13 protein-coding genes are annotated in these 15241 nt (G+C 47.5%); 10 read left to right on the plus strand and 3 right to left on the minus strand.

Annotation, left to right across the window (positions count from 1 at the left end; translation table 11 throughout):
- Positions 1-71 precede the first annotated feature (71 nt).
- The gene (argH, locus tag ACX9NY_RS26930; protein ID WP_339261529.1) at positions 72-1475 is read left to right on the plus strand and encodes an argininosuccinate lyase; all 1404 of its coding nucleotides are present in this window, start codon (positions 72-74) and stop codon (positions 1473-1475) included.
- Between the two features lie 195 nt (positions 1476-1670).
- Here argH and ACX9NY_RS26935 read toward each other — a convergent pair whose 3' ends face one another.
- On the minus strand, positions 1671-2459 hold the full coding sequence (locus tag ACX9NY_RS26935) for an alpha/beta hydrolase (RefSeq protein WP_339238098.1): 789 nt from the start codon (positions 2457-2459) through the stop codon (positions 1671-1673).
- A 299-nt stretch (positions 2460-2758) separates the two neighbouring features.
- Between ACX9NY_RS26935 and ACX9NY_RS26940 the strand changes: the two genes are divergently transcribed.
- From ACX9NY_RS26940 to ACX9NY_RS26955, 4 genes are all read left to right on the plus strand, one after another.
- Positions 2759-3382 carry a YhbD family protein gene (locus ACX9NY_RS26940; RefSeq protein ID WP_339257623.1) on the plus strand — a complete coding sequence of 208 codons (624 nt, stop codon included), beginning with the start codon at positions 2759-2761 and terminating at the stop codon, positions 3380-3382.
- A gap of 13 nt (positions 3383-3395) precedes the next feature.
- On the plus strand, positions 3396-4124 hold the full coding sequence (locus ACX9NY_RS26945) for a polymer-forming cytoskeletal protein (RefSeq protein ID WP_339257622.1): 729 nt from the start codon (positions 3396-3398) through the stop codon (positions 4122-4124).
- A 34-nt stretch (positions 4125-4158) separates the two neighbouring features.
- On the plus strand, positions 4159-4842 hold the full coding sequence (locus tag ACX9NY_RS26950; protein WP_472476134.1) for a hypothetical protein: 684 nt from the start codon (positions 4159-4161) through the stop codon (positions 4840-4842).
- 72 nt (positions 4843-4914) lie between these two features.
- Positions 4915-6468 (plus strand): MFS transporter, encoded by a 1554-nt coding sequence (locus tag ACX9NY_RS26955; protein ID WP_339238090.1) that lies wholly within the window; start codon positions 4915-4917, stop codon positions 6466-6468.
- A gap of 231 nt (positions 6469-6699) precedes the next feature.
- On the opposite strand, the gene ACX9NY_RS26960 is transcribed toward ACX9NY_RS26955, so the two are convergent.
- Positions 6700-8130: a VanW family protein gene (locus ACX9NY_RS26960; RefSeq protein WP_472476136.1), complete on the minus strand. Its 1431-nt coding sequence runs from the start codon at positions 8128-8130 to the stop codon at positions 6700-6702.
- 254 nt (positions 8131-8384) lie between these two features.
- On the opposite strand from ACX9NY_RS26960, the gene ftsE reads away from it, so the two are divergent.
- The 5 genes from ftsE to ACX9NY_RS26985 all read left to right on the plus strand — a co-directional run bounded on the left by ftsE (position 8385) and on the right by ACX9NY_RS26985 (position 14448).
- Entirely contained in the window at positions 8385-9071 is a 687-nt protein-coding gene (ftsE, locus tag ACX9NY_RS26965; RefSeq protein WP_024631580.1) for a cell division ATP-binding protein FtsE, read from the plus strand.
- Positions 9061-9978 carry a permease-like cell division protein FtsX gene (gene ftsX / locus ACX9NY_RS26970; protein ID WP_339238084.1) on the plus strand — a complete coding sequence of 306 codons (918 nt, stop codon included), beginning with the start codon at positions 9061-9063 and terminating at the stop codon, positions 9976-9978. Before ftsE ends, ftsX begins: the two co-directional genes overlap by 11 nt.
- Before the next feature lie 188 nt (positions 9979-10166).
- Positions 10167-11447, plus strand: a complete 1281-nt coding sequence (locus tag ACX9NY_RS26975) for a murein hydrolase activator EnvC family protein (protein WP_339238082.1) — start codon at positions 10167-10169, stop codon at positions 11445-11447.
- A gap of 135 nt (positions 11448-11582) precedes the next feature.
- Positions 11583-13055 carry a S41 family peptidase gene (locus tag ACX9NY_RS26980; RefSeq protein WP_339238080.1) on the plus strand — a complete coding sequence of 491 codons (1473 nt, stop codon included), beginning with the start codon at positions 11583-11585 and terminating at the stop codon, positions 13053-13055.
- A gap of 64 nt (positions 13056-13119) precedes the next feature.
- On the plus strand, positions 13120-14448 hold the full coding sequence (locus ACX9NY_RS26985; protein WP_339257616.1) for a PDZ domain-containing protein: 1329 nt from the start codon (positions 13120-13122) through the stop codon (positions 14446-14448).
- Positions 14449-14537: 89 nt separating this feature from the next.
- Here the strand turns inward: ACX9NY_RS26985 and ACX9NY_RS26990 are convergent, their stop codons facing one another.
- Positions 14538-15227 (minus strand): response regulator transcription factor, encoded by a 690-nt coding sequence (locus ACX9NY_RS26990; protein ID WP_472476139.1) that lies wholly within the window; start codon positions 15225-15227, stop codon positions 14538-14540.
- Positions 15228-15241 lie beyond the last annotated feature (14 nt).

Consider the following 15241-nt stretch of genomic DNA (forward strand, 5'->3'; position numbering starts at 1 on the left):
TGACAAGGCAGGCCGTTCTTGCACATCTGGCAGGAGCGGCTTTGTCCATGAGCGAAAGGGGAGTACTCACTGTGAGCAAGCTGTGGGGAGGACGTTTTACGAAACAAACCAATCATTTGGTTGAGGAATATACGGCATCAATCAATTTTGACAAAGCTTTGGCTGAGGAAGACATTCAGGGTAGTCTGGCCCATGTAACGATGCTGGGCAAATGCGGTATTCTGCCTGCGGAAGATGTGGAAACGATCAAAGAAGGTCTGATCACTGTTCTGCACAAAATCCGTGCGGGCGAAGTGGAATTCTCCGTATCGGACGAAGATATCCACATGAATATTGAGAAAAACTTGATCGATACGATTGGCCCTGTAGGCGGTAAATTACATACAGGCCGTAGCCGGAACGACCAGGTTGCAACGGATATGCACTTGTATCTGCGTGAGCGCGTGGTTGGTTTTGTAGGCATGCTGCATTCCTTGCAGGAAGCATTGATTGGACAAGCAAAAGATAACCTCGATACCATCGTACCGGGTTATACGCATCTTCAGCGGGCACAGCCAATCTTGTTCGCCCATCACCTGATGGCGTATGTATCCATGTTCCAACGTGATGCGGAGCGTTTAATGGACAGCTACAAACGAATTAACATCCTGCCACTGGGTGCAGGTGCGCTCGCGGGCACAACATTCCCGATTGACCGTCATTTTGTGGCGGAACAACTGGGCTTCGATGGCGTGTACGAGAACAGTCTGGACGCAGTAAGCGACCGTGACTTTATCGTTGAGTTCCTGGCGGCAGCTTCGCTGATTATGACTCACTTGTCCCGTCTGAGTGAAGAGCTGGTATTGTGGAGCAGTACAGAGTTTGGATTTGTTGAATTGGACGATGCGTTCTGCACAGGCAGCAGCATTATGCCTCAGAAGAAAAACCCGGACGTTCCTGAACTCGTTCGTGGTAAAACAGGACGTGTGTATGGCAACCTGATTGGTTTGCTGACTGTACTGAAATCTCTTCCACTGGCATACAACAAAGATATGCAGGAAGACAAAGAAGGCATGTTCGATACTGTAGCAACGCTGGAAGGTGCACTTCAACTGTTTGCTCCAATGATCGCAACAATGACTGTGAACAAGGATCGGATGCGTCAAGCGGTCAACCAGGATTTCTCGAACGCTACGGATATTGCCGATTTCCTCGTAGGGGAAGGCTTGCCTTTCCGTCAGGCGCATGAAGTGATTGGCAAAACGGTGCTTTACTGCATCCAGAACAGCAAGTATTTGCTGGATCTGACGATCGATGAATTCAAGCAGTTCTCACCACTGTTCGATGACCGGATCTATGATGTACTTCAACCGGAAGCGGTAGTGAACGCTCGTAACGTTTACGGAGGAACAGCTTCGGGTCAAGTTGCCGAAGCCATCGCACGCAGTGAGAAGGTATTGGAAATTACCGAGCAATGGATTACGAACCGCGGTTAATACCACGGTCATTATAGGGATTTGTACAGATACGACAGGACAATAAAGAAGCAGGCCAGAGAACTTTGTTCTCAACGGCCTGCTTTTTTGTGTTTTACAGCGATTTGATGTGGATCATTCCAGCTCCATAGCAACAGAAGGTTGTTGCCATCTGAATGCCAGTCTTCATTGTCTGCAGCGGTTATTAATGCTCTACTAATCTCGCTTGGGCAAAGGCAACCATTTCAATACATCCTGGATCTTGGCATCCCAGTAGCCCCATTCATGTTCACCAGGCCCTTCCTCGTACGTCAATTCGAAGTTTGTTTGTTCGCAGGCTTGACGGAAAGTTTGATTATCCTCATACAGGAAATCTTCCGTTCCGCAACATTGGTAGAGCAAAGGTCGTGGGCTTTCGCCAGATTGATTTTCTTTTAACAGATGGATTAGATCGTTCTCTGTACCTGTCACATCGGGTCCGAAAATCCGCTGTAACTCCGTTTGTTGTAAGGCCGAGGATGCGTTTCTATCCATATGTGCAGACATATCGAGAGCTCCAGACAAACTGGCAGCAGCCGCATACTGCTCTGGTTTACGAAGGGCCAGCTTGAACGCTCCATAACCACCCATGGATAATCCAGCAACGAAGTTATCCTCACGCTTTGGTGACAGAGGGAAGAAAGAACGAGCAAGTTTAGGCAGTTCTTCGCTGATAAACGTCCAGTATTTTCCGCCTTCGACCATATCTGTATAGAAACTGCGATGTACTTGCGGCATAACAACGGCGATTCCTAGGTTGGCTACATAACGTTCAATCGATGTGCGGCGCAGCCAGATGGAATCATCATCCGATAGACCGTGTAACAGGTACAGGGTTGGATGAAGTCCTTTGCCAGTCACGTTCTCCATACCGATCTGATTGTGGGTTTGTTGCGGCAGAATGACATGCATACTGGTACTCAGCCCAAGTGTATCGGAGTAAAAATCACATTTAATAAGTGCCATGAGTATAAGAAACCCCTTTCATAAGTTCGTTAACCACGTGTTTTTGACTTGAGAGGATGAGCCGGGATTGCTCCCTATTAGCTTTTAAGTATCCATATTTAACAGGTTATACGCATTGCTGGTGCAATGCAATAACAAAGATGCACATTAAAAAATTATGCAGAAGTATCTCTAAATTGTAAGGTTTCAACAGGCTAAGCCAGATGAGTGGCGTGGAGGGAAGATCAACATTGTTACGACGTTATTTACAACGTAACAATGTTATGTTACACTGATTTCACGATAAAGGGGGACCATATATGACGGATGATTTGATCTCCAAAAAAGAACTGCTGGACCTGACAGGAATCTCCTACGGCCAGTTATACCGCTGGAAGCGGAAAAATCTCATTCCGGAAGAATGGTTTATTCGGAAGTCGTCCTACACCGGACAAGAGACCTTTTTTCCCAAACAACAGATTTTACTGCGCATTGACAAGATTCTCAATATGAAAGACGGATTATCGCTGGATGAGCTGGCGGACGTGTTCTCACCTACGTTGGGTGAAGTGGAGATGTCCGCACAACAGTTGTTAGAGCGAAACATTGTTTCGCAAATCTCGCTGGATTTGTTGAAAGAAGCAGGTCGGGAACAATCGCTATATGCTTTGGAGCAGATCATGATGCTCTACGTCCTTGATAAGCTGTTAATGAGCGGAGATATTACTCGGCAAGAGGGTGTGTTGCTAATCGATGTGATGTCCGAACATTATTATCGTTTTACAGGCAAACCTAGCGAACTGGTGCTTATTCGTAAGATGGGTGTTCCTTCATTCATGCTGGTAACAGCAGGAACGGAGTTTTATTTTGACAATGGTGTGAAGGTGGTTGTTAGGCAGCCGATGGGAACATTTATGGAAGAATTAAAACTCAAATTGGGATAAGGAGAGGGATTGCATGGAAGAACGGAATAAGCGGAATGATCTGAATGTATCGGGTATGAGTCAAACGGCAGGTGGGGAGTTTCACCGTGTATCGATTGATGGCATGGCTAAGGTGAATGGTAATCTGGACTGTACCTCTATGGAAGTGAATGGAACATTGAAGATGCACGGCGCTTTAAGCTCCGAGAGTGCGACGATTAACGGCATGTGTACGTTGAACGGCCCTTTAACCAGTTCGCGTGTTCGTGTGGATGGCATGACAACAATTAACGGAGATCTTCATAGCCCTGAGCTTGAAGTGAACGGGAAATGCACCGTACGGGGACGAGTGGATGCGGAACGAATTGATATTGGCGGTGTGATTGATATTGAAGGTGATGTGCAATGTGAGTCCCTGAACGTACAGGGAAATATCAAGATCAGCGGCTTCCTGAATGCGGGAACAGTGGAGATCAGGCTTCACACCTCTTCTTCGGCTAAAGAGATTGGCGGAGAGCGTATTGATATTCGTCGCAAGGAACAACAAAACGGGTTCTGGAAAAGTATTGGTCTGGGCGGAACTCCATCATTTAAGACATCCTTGATTGAGGGCGATGAGATTGTGCTGGAAGATACCGAAGCTGATATTGTTCGGGGGAGTAACATTTTCATCGGTCGCGGCTGTAACATCCGGCTGGTCGAATATTCAGGTGAACTTGAGGTAGATCAGGATGCCAAGGTGGGCAGCAGTCAGCGAATTTAAATTTTGGATATGGAGAGAAAGGGATGAGATCGACATGAATAACAATCCTGGGCGTTCATTGGACAACAAAATGGATATCAGCATCGTTGGTGATGGCAGTTCTGCTGGGGGCGTGTATGGCAAGGTTAAGGTCATAGGGGATGCGTCCTTTAACGACAATCTATCTTGTGATCGTTTCAAATGTACGGGTACATCGGTCATATACGGATCGCTTGAAGCCACAGAGATTAAAATTACGGGAACCCTTACTTTAACAGATCGAGCTGTCAGCAACGATGGTGAGGATGGAATTCAGGCATCTGGCCTGCATGCCAAAGCTGAGCATATCAAAGTGGTTGGTGAGCTTCATTTGTCAGGGGATTGTCAGGCAGAAAATATCAAGCTGAACGGACGGTTGACGATAGCGGGGATGCTCAGCGCTGAACACATGACACTCAAGATCATGGGTCCATCCGAGGTCAAGGAAATGGGCGGTTCCATCATCTCGGTGAAGAGTGGCCGGTTGAATGACTTGTTCACGGGGAATAAGTCAATTCTCAAGGCACAGATTATCGAAGGTGACGATATTGAATTAGAAAATACCGAGGCCGAGATTGTGCGTGGCGATAAAATAAAAATCGGTCCTGGCTGCCGGATCGGTAAAGTGGAATACTGTTCATCTCTGCAAATTCATCCGCAATCGGAAGTTTTACTGCAAAGCAATCGGTCCTTGGACTGATTAACGAAAACTTCTTTTCGGATATACTAATGCAGTCATATGAATAGAGCGTGAATGGAGAGATTGAGTACAATGGTTGCACGTAAAAACAGTATTGGATTGGTGCTGGCAGGGTTACTGCTCAGCATACTAATGGCTTCGATGGATAATACCATCGTGGCAACAGCTATGGGGGATATTGTCGGGAAGCTGGGTGGGCTCGACAAGTTCGTCTGGGTTACCTCCGCGTACATGGTGGCTGAGATGGCGGGGATGCCAATCTTCGGTAAGTTATCCGATATGTATGGACGGAAGAAGTTTTTTGTCTTTGGTATTATTGTATTTATGCTTGGCTCAGCACTGTGCGGAACGGCAACGTCTATTGTGGAATTGACGATGTACAGAGCAATTCAAGGTATTGGTGCAGGTGCTTTGGTACCGATTGCCTTTACGATCATGTTTGATGTCGTAGCACCAGAATCTCGTGGTAAATTGGGTGGATTGTTTGGAGCGGTCTTCGGTCTGTCCAGCGTCTTTGGACCACTGCTGGGTGCTTACATTACTCAGTATGCGACATGGGAATGGGTATTCTATATCAACCTGCCGCTCGGCTTGATTGCATTTGTGTTTATTGCCTTCTTCTACAAGGAGTCTCATCAGCATCAATCCCAACAGATCGACTGGCTGGGTGCTGTAACACTGATTGGCGCTGTCGTGTGCCTGATCTTTGGTCTGGAATTGGGCGGCAAGACGTTTGCCTGGGGTTCATGGCAGATTCTTGGCCTGTTTGCCGGATTTGTAGCACTAGCGCTGCTGTTCCTGTTTGCAGAAACAAAAGCGAAGGAACCGATCATCTCTTTCGGCATGTTCCGCAACCGGGTCTACTGGTCCAGTAATGTTATTGGGATGTTCAGTGGTGCGGCGTTCATTACAGCATCCGTGTACATTCCGATCTTCATACAGGGAGTACTCGGTGGCAAAGCGACCAACTCCGGTCTCGTACTTTTACCGATGATGCTAGGGTCCGTTGTGACGGCATCCCTGGGCGGGGTGCTCATGACCAAAATCAAATATCGCAATATCATGATTCCTACGTTGGCCTTACTTGTCATTGGACTTGGATTGCTGACTACGTTGGATGAGAGTTCTTCCCTCTGGACGATACGTATTTACATGGTGATGGTTGGTCTGGGTGTCGGGGCTTCGTTCTCGGTACTCAGCAATGCAGCCATGAACGCATTTGAACCGCGAAGACGCGGAGCAGCAAGCTCCACGCTTAACTTTTTGCGGTCCCTCGGCATGACGATGGGTATTACGATCTTTGGTATCGTGCAGAGCCAGGTATTTACGCGTAAAATGAATGATGCTCTCGCAGGAGCAGCTGCGGAGACAGGTGGTGCTTCCGCGGGTGGTATGCCTCAGGGAATGGATCTGACCGATCCACATGCGTTGCTCTCACCAGAACTCAGACAGGCGATTCCGCCTCAGGTGCTGGATAGCATCACACATGCTCTATCTTCTTCCATCGTGCAGTTGTTTGCTTGGGCCGTGATTCCGGCTGCACTCGCGTTGGTTGCTTCTTTCTTCATGGGAAAAGAGAAGATGGTCGTAGGCGAAGAGCAAGGCGAATACACAGGCGGTCACTAAACCGTAATGCAGTAAATTGTAAGTTACGGTAGTAAAGCTAATCTTAGCTTGGTAAAACTCGAATAACTTATCTTGAAAATGTAGAGACACACTTCTCGCTTATCCTCAAAAGGGACGTGAAGTGTGTCTTTTTGTTTTCGTGTGATCAGCTTATGCTTATCCATGAATTACGGCAGGAACTTGTTTGTACCATTCCGTGATCTGTAAGTTGTCGGTTGCTTTGAAAAAAAATTATGGCCGTTTCGTATCGCTGATTCCATCTTCAACCACAGAAGGTTCTTGTGGATCGGGCAGGCTGCTATGACCTGAGCGGGCAATCAGACGATTCTGGGCTTTGTACGTATCCCGTGTAATCGTTTTGGATTCGACCACCTTACCGTCTATACTCTTGGTTCGTACCGTCTCGACAATATAACCAGGCTGTCCGTCTTGCAGCACCTGCTGAGCGCCATCAGGCAGTACCGCACTGGACACATATTTCACCGGAACACTTAATGTTTCAATGGTGCGAGATTCAAGTGCATAACTGACATTCTCCGGGAATGTGCCGAAAAATTTCACTATCAATTGGTGGTTCTTCACTTCTGCATGAATGAGTAAGGATTTTCCAGTATTGTTCTTGAAGCGAAAGTTAATGGCTCCGGAGGCAAAGGTGGCATCCAGTCCTTTCGGCAAATATTTGACCGGCAGGGAGTGGTTGCGACGCTCAATAATATCAAGACCCGTCAATAGCGCTGCGTTATACACCGTACTTGATACCTGGCAGATTCCCCCGCCAATCCCGGGGGTCAGTCTTCCATTGACAATGACCGGGGCCTCACGAAACCCATAATCCTTCTCCGCTTTTCGGATGACCTTCTCATAATCGAATGTGGCATTCGGTGGCAGAATCATGCCGTTAATCGCTTCCGCCGCTGCGCTGACATTATGTATCCGGCCTTCACTACTATTGCCCAGACCTGTGGAGAACTGGATGATCTTTCGGTCAATGCCTTCCTGACGTAGCGAATCAAGGGTTACTTCCGGCTTCAGCGTATACAGTGGTACCTGGATCAGCAATGGGGTGGGTTTCTCATCCGGGCTCAGTACACTGAAATCCCTGTGAAGCTTCGCCTGAATAAGACTTGCGAGTGTTTCCCAATCAATTCGGCGGACACCCTTTTCCGGGATATACTGCACTTTGTCATTTGCGGTAATGCGCCGAACAGCGTTCGCGGGTGTGCCGAAGGTTTCTTTTTCCCAAGCAGGGCTTAGATGTTCTTTAAGTGGTTCTAAGTTGTAACTCATATGAAGGGAGAACTCTTTCGGGAAATGATAACGTGCATATGCGCGTTCCCACAGGTTACCTTCCTCCAGTTGCTGTATGGCGGATTCCAGGCTTTTAACGTTGTAGCTCACCCCCACCTGACCTGCGGTATACGTCATCATCTGGGGATCGGGTTCAAGCACTTCAAAGGTGACAGGCCAGTCCTCCAGCTTTTGAATCTGTTCGTTCAATTCATGCAATACGTTCTTACGATTGCCTTCCACCAGCATGCCGCCAACATGCACATTCTTGGGCAGCGCAGGCTGGTTCACATACATATACAGCAATCCATATGACGCGGAGCCGATCAAGAGGATGGAGAATAGAACAATGACCGTTAAATGTATTTTTTTCATAACCGTACGCTCCTTTATACTTCTGTTGTTCCCGATTTTGTAACACTTTCTATATATATGATCCAATGCAGGAAAACTTTCGGGTACTCAATAGGTAACAAATTTGTTACAATAAACTTCATATGAATCCATGCTTCACCATCGAAACAGGAACGAAGTGGATTTTTTCCTGATGAAATTCAGGTCTTTTTAAAGGAAATGCCGGGATTGTGTCGAAATGATAATGGCTAACTATGCGAGCAGGAAGTGATGATGTGATAGAAATGCAGGACGTGTGGAAGACCTACGCCAATGGGACCCACGCATTACAAGGGGTGTCGGTGAAGATCGACCGCAATGAATTTGTCTATATCGTCGGTCCGTCCGGCGCAGGCAAATCGACATTTATGAAATTGATGTACAGAGAAGAAGTTCCGACAAAAGGACAAATATCCATTAACGGATTTAATATTGGTAAGTTGAAGCCAAGAAAGATTCCTTATGTGCGCCGCAACATCGGCGTTGTGTTCCAAGACTTCCGTCTATTGCCGAGAATGACGGCTTTTGAGAATGTGGCATTTGCCATGGAAGTCATTGAGGCGCCTAAGCGGCACATCAAGAAACGGGTCATGGAAGTACTCGACTTGGTGGGACTACGCAGCAAAGCGAATCGTGAACCTTCTCAGCTCTCAGGCGGGGAACAGCAACGTATTGCCATTGCGCGGGCTATCGTCAATAACCCATCGGTTATTATCGCGGATGAGCCTACAGGTAACCTCGATCCGGAGACGTCGTGGGGCATTATGCAGCTGCTGGATGAGATTAATTTCCGGGGAACAACCATTGTTATGGCAACCCACAACAAAGATATCGTGAATACGATGCGTAAACGGGTTATCGCCATTGAACGTGGACAGATTGTACGGGATCAGATGAGAGGGGAATACGGTTATGAATTTTAGTACTCTCTTGCGCCATCTGCGGGAGGGATTCAAAAACGTATTCCGCAACGGCTGGATGTCTGTGGCCTCCATCATGTCCATCATTGTGTCGCTATTGATTCTTGGTGTGTTTATGCTACTGGTGCTTAATGTGAACTCCATGGCGAATCAAGTGGATAGCCAGGTGGAGATCAGCACATTTCTCGAACTGAATGTGGACGAGAACCTGCGTAACACATTGGAACAAGAAATCAGCGCGATGCCTGAAGTAAGTGAGATTCGTTTTGTTTCCAAGGAAGAAGGACTCAAGGAGTTCCGTGATCGTCTTGGAGAGAGTGCAGATAACGTGCTTAGCGGTTTCGATGTGGACAACAACCCACTGCCGGAGACCATTGAAGTTGAGGTCATTGAACCGGAAACCGTCACTTTTGTGGCGCAAAAAATCGAAGCTTTGAACGAAAAACACCCGGAGAAGCCAATCATGAAAGTGAATTACGGCAAGGAAACGGTGGAAGTGTTGTTCAAATTTACGAAGCTTGTTCGTAACATCGGATTTATTTTTGTTGGGGGACTGGGTCTCATGTCCATGTTCCTGATCTCGAATACGATTCGCGTAACGATTCTGGCCCGTCGCCGGGAGATTGGTATTATGAAGCTGGTTGGTGCAACCAACACCTTTATCCGTTGGCCTTTCTTTATTGAAGGTGCACTCATTGGATTTATTGGCTCTGTGATTACGGTTGCGGTACTGTTCGTCGGATACAGCCAGTTGATGTCCACGATTGGTCAGGATGTCTTCATGCAGATGCTTAACTTGATTCCGCTCAGCGATATCTGGCTGCTGTTTGGAACCCTGTTGATCGGGCTCGGTGTGCTGGTAGGTATTTTGGGAAGTACACTGTCCATTCGAAAATCACTTAACGTTTAAATTTTGTTTTGAAACGATCAAATTGCAGAATATGTCGAAAAGAATGGTAAAGCAGGTTCATTAATGGGCGCTGTTTGACGATATGTAGGAAAGACGGAGTCTTTAAGATGGAAGAAAGCAAAGAACATGCTGTTCGCCACCTGTGCAGGTTGCTTTCTTGTGAAATCATAGGATGGGGGATCATCATTTTGAAAAAAACTGCTTCGCTGCTGGCCTTTACGTTATTGGCCAGTTTGACGCTTCAACCTTCTGACGGATATGCCAAGAGCAGCATCAGCGATATTGACCAACAGATTCAGCAACTGGAGAGCAAGGCAGCTTCTGCCAAGCAGGAGCAAAAAAAAGCGGCTTCCAACAAAAAGGAAGCGCAGCATTACAAGAACAAAACCAACGCTTATCTGAAGGTTGTCATGGAACAGATTAATGTCGTTAGTGATGAACTGGCTAGTGTATCCTTGCAAATCGAGAACACGGAGGAAGATCTCCGTACAACGAAGAAAGATCTGCAAGCGGCAGAAGAACGCATCGTTGCAAGGGAGAAATTGTTGGAGTCACGTGTACGCCTGATGTATACAGACGGTGCTGTATCCTATCTGGATGTATTGTTGTCCTCCACCAGCTTCACTGACTTTCTGACCCGTGCGGATTCACTCAAAACGATCGTGGATCAGGATCAGCATCTGCTGGATGAGCACAAAGCGGACAAGCAACTTGTCGTGGACAAAAAGGCAGAATTGGATGTGCAATATGCGGAAGCCAAGAGCCTGTATGCACAGAAGAAACAGCGCAAGTCCCAATTGAATGAAAAAGAAGCGGAAAAGCAAGTGCTTCTCGCTTCATATGATGCTAAAATCGAAGAGTCAGAAGAGTTGACACAAGAGCAGGAAGACGTATTGATGCAGATTGCCAGCAAACGTTCGGCCCTTCTTCAAGAGAAAAATAAATTGCGTGAACAGCAAGCAGCCGCAGCGGCCAAAGCCAAAGCAGCAGCTGCTGCCCGGGCGAAAGCTGCTGCCAAGGCACCAACCAGAGTCAGCGCGGATAGCAGCAGTGAGGTTACCTATTCATCCGGTAATGGTATCTTCTCAAAACCGGTATCTGGAGGACGTATTTCTTCTGGATTCGGTCCCCGTACCCATCCAATTACGGGTGTAGTGGGTAAAATGCATGCCGGTGTCGATTTTGCTGTTCCTCAGGGAACTTCAGTTCACGCGGCCTCTGGCGGAATCGTGATCATGGCTGAATGGTATAGCGGTTATGGTTATACGGTTATTGTGGACCATGGCGGTGGTCTTTGGACGTTATATGGTCACTTGCGCGAAGGTGGATTTAAAGTCAGCAAGGGAGACACTGTAAGCAAAGGGGATACCATTGCTGAGTCAGGTAATACAGGAAACTCCACGGGACCTCACTTGCACTTTGAAGTAAGAGATAACGGTACCGCGGTAAATCCGATGAACTATTTGTAATTATTGCTCCATAGAACGAATGGAAAAAACATATTCCGTACAAGCTAGACATATACTAAGCTGGCATGTTCAGGGAATGGGTCCAAACAACAATGGAATCGGACACGCTTTAAAACGAAAGGCGGTGACAAACGGATGATGAAAAAAAGATCGGCGCTACTGCTTGTCATTTTGGGTCTTCTGGGTGGTAGTTTGCTAACCCTGGTACTTATGACTTACCCGGGAATAGCGAACCAGACCACAGCTGGCGAGGGTTTGCTAGCCAGTGTAACCGGCAGTACGCAGCAGAAGAACGATTTGAAGAAGATTGAAACCGCGATGGATTTGATCTCAAGCAACTATTATAAAGACGTGGATCAGACCAAATTGATTGACGGTGCGATCAACGGCATGATGGAATCCCTTGGTGATCCGTACTCCAACTATATGGGGCAGGAAACGGCTGCTCAGTTTGAAGAGTCGATCGAAGGTTCATTTACCGGTATTGGCGCAGAGGTATCCTCACAGGATGGAAATGTCGTTGTTGTTTCCCCAATCAAAGGATCACCTGCCGAAAAAGCGGGTATTCGTGCGAAAGACATGATTATGTCAGTCAACGGCGAATCTCTGCAAGGGTTGGAACTGAACAAGGCTGTCAACAAAATCAGAGGTCCTAAGGGTAGTGAAGCGAAGGTACAGGTCAAACGTGCCGGATCTACCGAACTGATTGAGTTTGTTATTGTGCGGGATGACATTGATCTGGAGACCGTATATGCTCACATGGAGGATGGCGGAATTGGCGTCATTGCCATTACTCAATTCTCTTTGAATACAGGCGATCGCTTCAAGGAAGAGTTGGCGAAGCTTGAGAAGCAGAACATGAAAGGTCTGGTCATCGACGTACGGAATGACCCAGGCGGTGTATTGCAAGTCGTGATTGATATTGCTGAACAGTTTGTTCCTAAAGGCAAGGTTATTGTGCAAGTCGAAGACAAGAACGGCAAAAAGGAACAAAGCAAATCCAATGGATCAGCCAAAGCTTATCCAGTCACAGTCCTGATGAACAAAGGCAGTGCCAGTGCGTCGGAGATTTTGGCCGGTGCATTACAACAGTCAGCAGGTGCGAAGTTGATTGGTGAAAATTCCTTTGGTAAAGGAACCGTGCAGACGAGTTATGACAAGCAAATGGGTGACGGCAGCTTGCTGAAGATTACCATTGCCAAATGGCTCACGCCGAACGGGGACTGGATTCATGAAAAAGGAATCAAACCGGATATTGCGGTAGACCAGCCGGATTATTTCTCGGTGGCACCGATTAATAAAGAGAAGTTACCACTGAAATATGACAGCAATAGCACGGATGTGAAAAGTGCGCAGACGATGCTGAGAGGACTCGATTTCAAACCGGATCGTGTGGATGGATACTACGACCAGAAGACGGAAGAAGCGGTCAAGGCATTCCAGAAGCAAAAAGGCATTCAGGCCACAGGCCAGATTGACGAGAAAACCGCTGAATCACTGGAAGCGGCTCTGATTGAACGTATTGCCAATCCTCAATATGATGCACAGCTGAAACGCGCGATCGAAAATGTCTCAAAGGATATTTCGTCCGCTGTGTCGAAGCCATAAAGAAGGCTGATTTTCAGCCTTCTTTTTTTCTGAACCGGCTGAAAGAGAGGGGTGAAGAACCACGATGGAATGGGTATGGCCGTGGTTAACTACATTAGGCGAAGCAGTGTTGCAGTTGTTTATTCAGCCGTTTTATTATATTGCGGTGATCCTGATTGCGCTCATCTATCATCGTCAATTACTGCAGGAGCGTAAATTGTTTCATGTTCGTTTGCAAAGCTCAATTACACAGACGATTCGTGCCGTACTGGGAGGCATACTCATTGGTACCATCGTCTCGATTGTATCCCTATTCCTCGGTGCACATCTTACACTGGGAAGCCTGATATGCATATGGGCTGCAACGTTAATTCTATCCTTGTTTCGTATCCGGTATCTGTGTTTTGCCTACGCGGCCGGGTTACTGGGTGTGCTGCAATTTGGTTTGAATCTGGCTTCAGGCTGGCAACCTTCAGGTTGGATAGGGAGTATAACGGAAACGTTACGTACCTTGGATATGCCTGCACTGCTTGTCCTGGCGGCCCTTCTACATATGGGTGAAGCCCTGTTGGTACGCATGCAGGGAGTATCCATGGCATCACCGCTTCTCTTCGAGGGAAAACGCGGGAAACTGGTTGGGGGATATCAACTGCAACAGTTCTGGGCCATTCCCTTACTGATACTTGTACCAGTCACAGGAGGTGGCGCGGAGCTGGCATGGAATCCATTTATGAATGCCGGTCAGAGCTATATGCTGTTTGCGTTGCCCATCATGCTCGGATTTGGTGAGATAACGCAGAGTATGCTTCCGGGACAAAAGGTGCAGATCTCATCCAAGCGATTGATGATGTATGGAGCAACTTTGCTCGTGTTCAGTTTACTTGCTGCATGGTGGTCTCCACTCATGGTGGTTGCGGCGCTGATTGCATTTATTGGACATGAATTTCTGGTATGGTATAGCGCATTTGAAGAGCAAAACCGCAGCCCGGTATTTGTCCATCCGCAGCATGGGTTGAAGGTATTGGCTGTTATACCGGAGAGTCCTGCTGCAGATTTGGGGATCGAAGCAGGAGAGACATTGTACAAGGTGAATGGCAAGTTGGTTCATTCACCGGAAGAGTTGCATCGCGCCCTGCGGATGAACCCGGCTTTTTGCAAGCTTGAGGTACGAAATCACCAGGGAGAAAGCAAATTCATGCAGCGAGCAATCTATGAAGGGGAACATCATCAGCTTGGGGTCATTATGGCACCGGACAATCACGAGGTCTGGGCGATTCGGTTGCGTCCACTGACGCTGTTCCATATCATCAACCTCAAGTTGCTTGCCCGTCTGAAAAAACCACACAGGGACGAAGCTCCCTTGGCATTACCGCCAGCTCCTGTGGCCAGTGATAAAGGGTCCGTGGAGATGTAACTAGCATACGTGATGAAGTATGTTGCATACATCAAGCAATGAAAAAGGTATTTCCGAGCGCCGTCGCAGGCAAGGGAAATACCTTTTTGTTATTTTTTTAACATGAAGATAGCGATTTGGGTCCGATCACGCAAGTTCAGCTTGCCCAGAATATCGGTGACGTAGTTCTTGACTGTGCCTTCACTGAGGAACAGTTTGGCGGCAATTTCCTTGTTGGACAACCCCTCCGATATGGCCTCGGCAACCGCCAGCTCCATACGGGTCAGTCCATAGGCTTCGATTGGGTGATGAGTCAGGGAAGTTGGAGAAGGACGAAGAAGGCCTGTTAGCTTGCGGGCAATATCCGGATGGATTAACATATCGCCGTTATGTACGGTCTTGATGCCTTGAATAATCCGTTCAGGCGGCACATTTTTAAGCAAATAACCGCTTGCTCCATTCTGTAATGCCTGAATGATATACTCATCGTCGTCAAACGTAGTCAGCATGAGCACCTGAATTTCAGGAAAGCGTGCCTTGATCAGCCCAGTACCTTCAACTCCGTCACATTCCGGCATCCGAATATCCATCAACACCACATCCGCAGGTGTGCCTGCTTCAAGTAATTCCAACGCTTCCTGTCCATTTGAGGCCGTACCTGTAACGCGAATGCCAGAGTCGAGTCCAAGCAGCACTTTCAGGCTCTCACGGATGAAGTAGTCATCATCGGCGAGAAGCAGCCGAATAAGTGGGTGCTGGGCTGAATCCTTTTTGTTGTTCATATCATTCCGTTCGGACATGAGCACATTCACTT

The organism is Paenibacillus sp. CB74 (assembly GCF_055687625.1).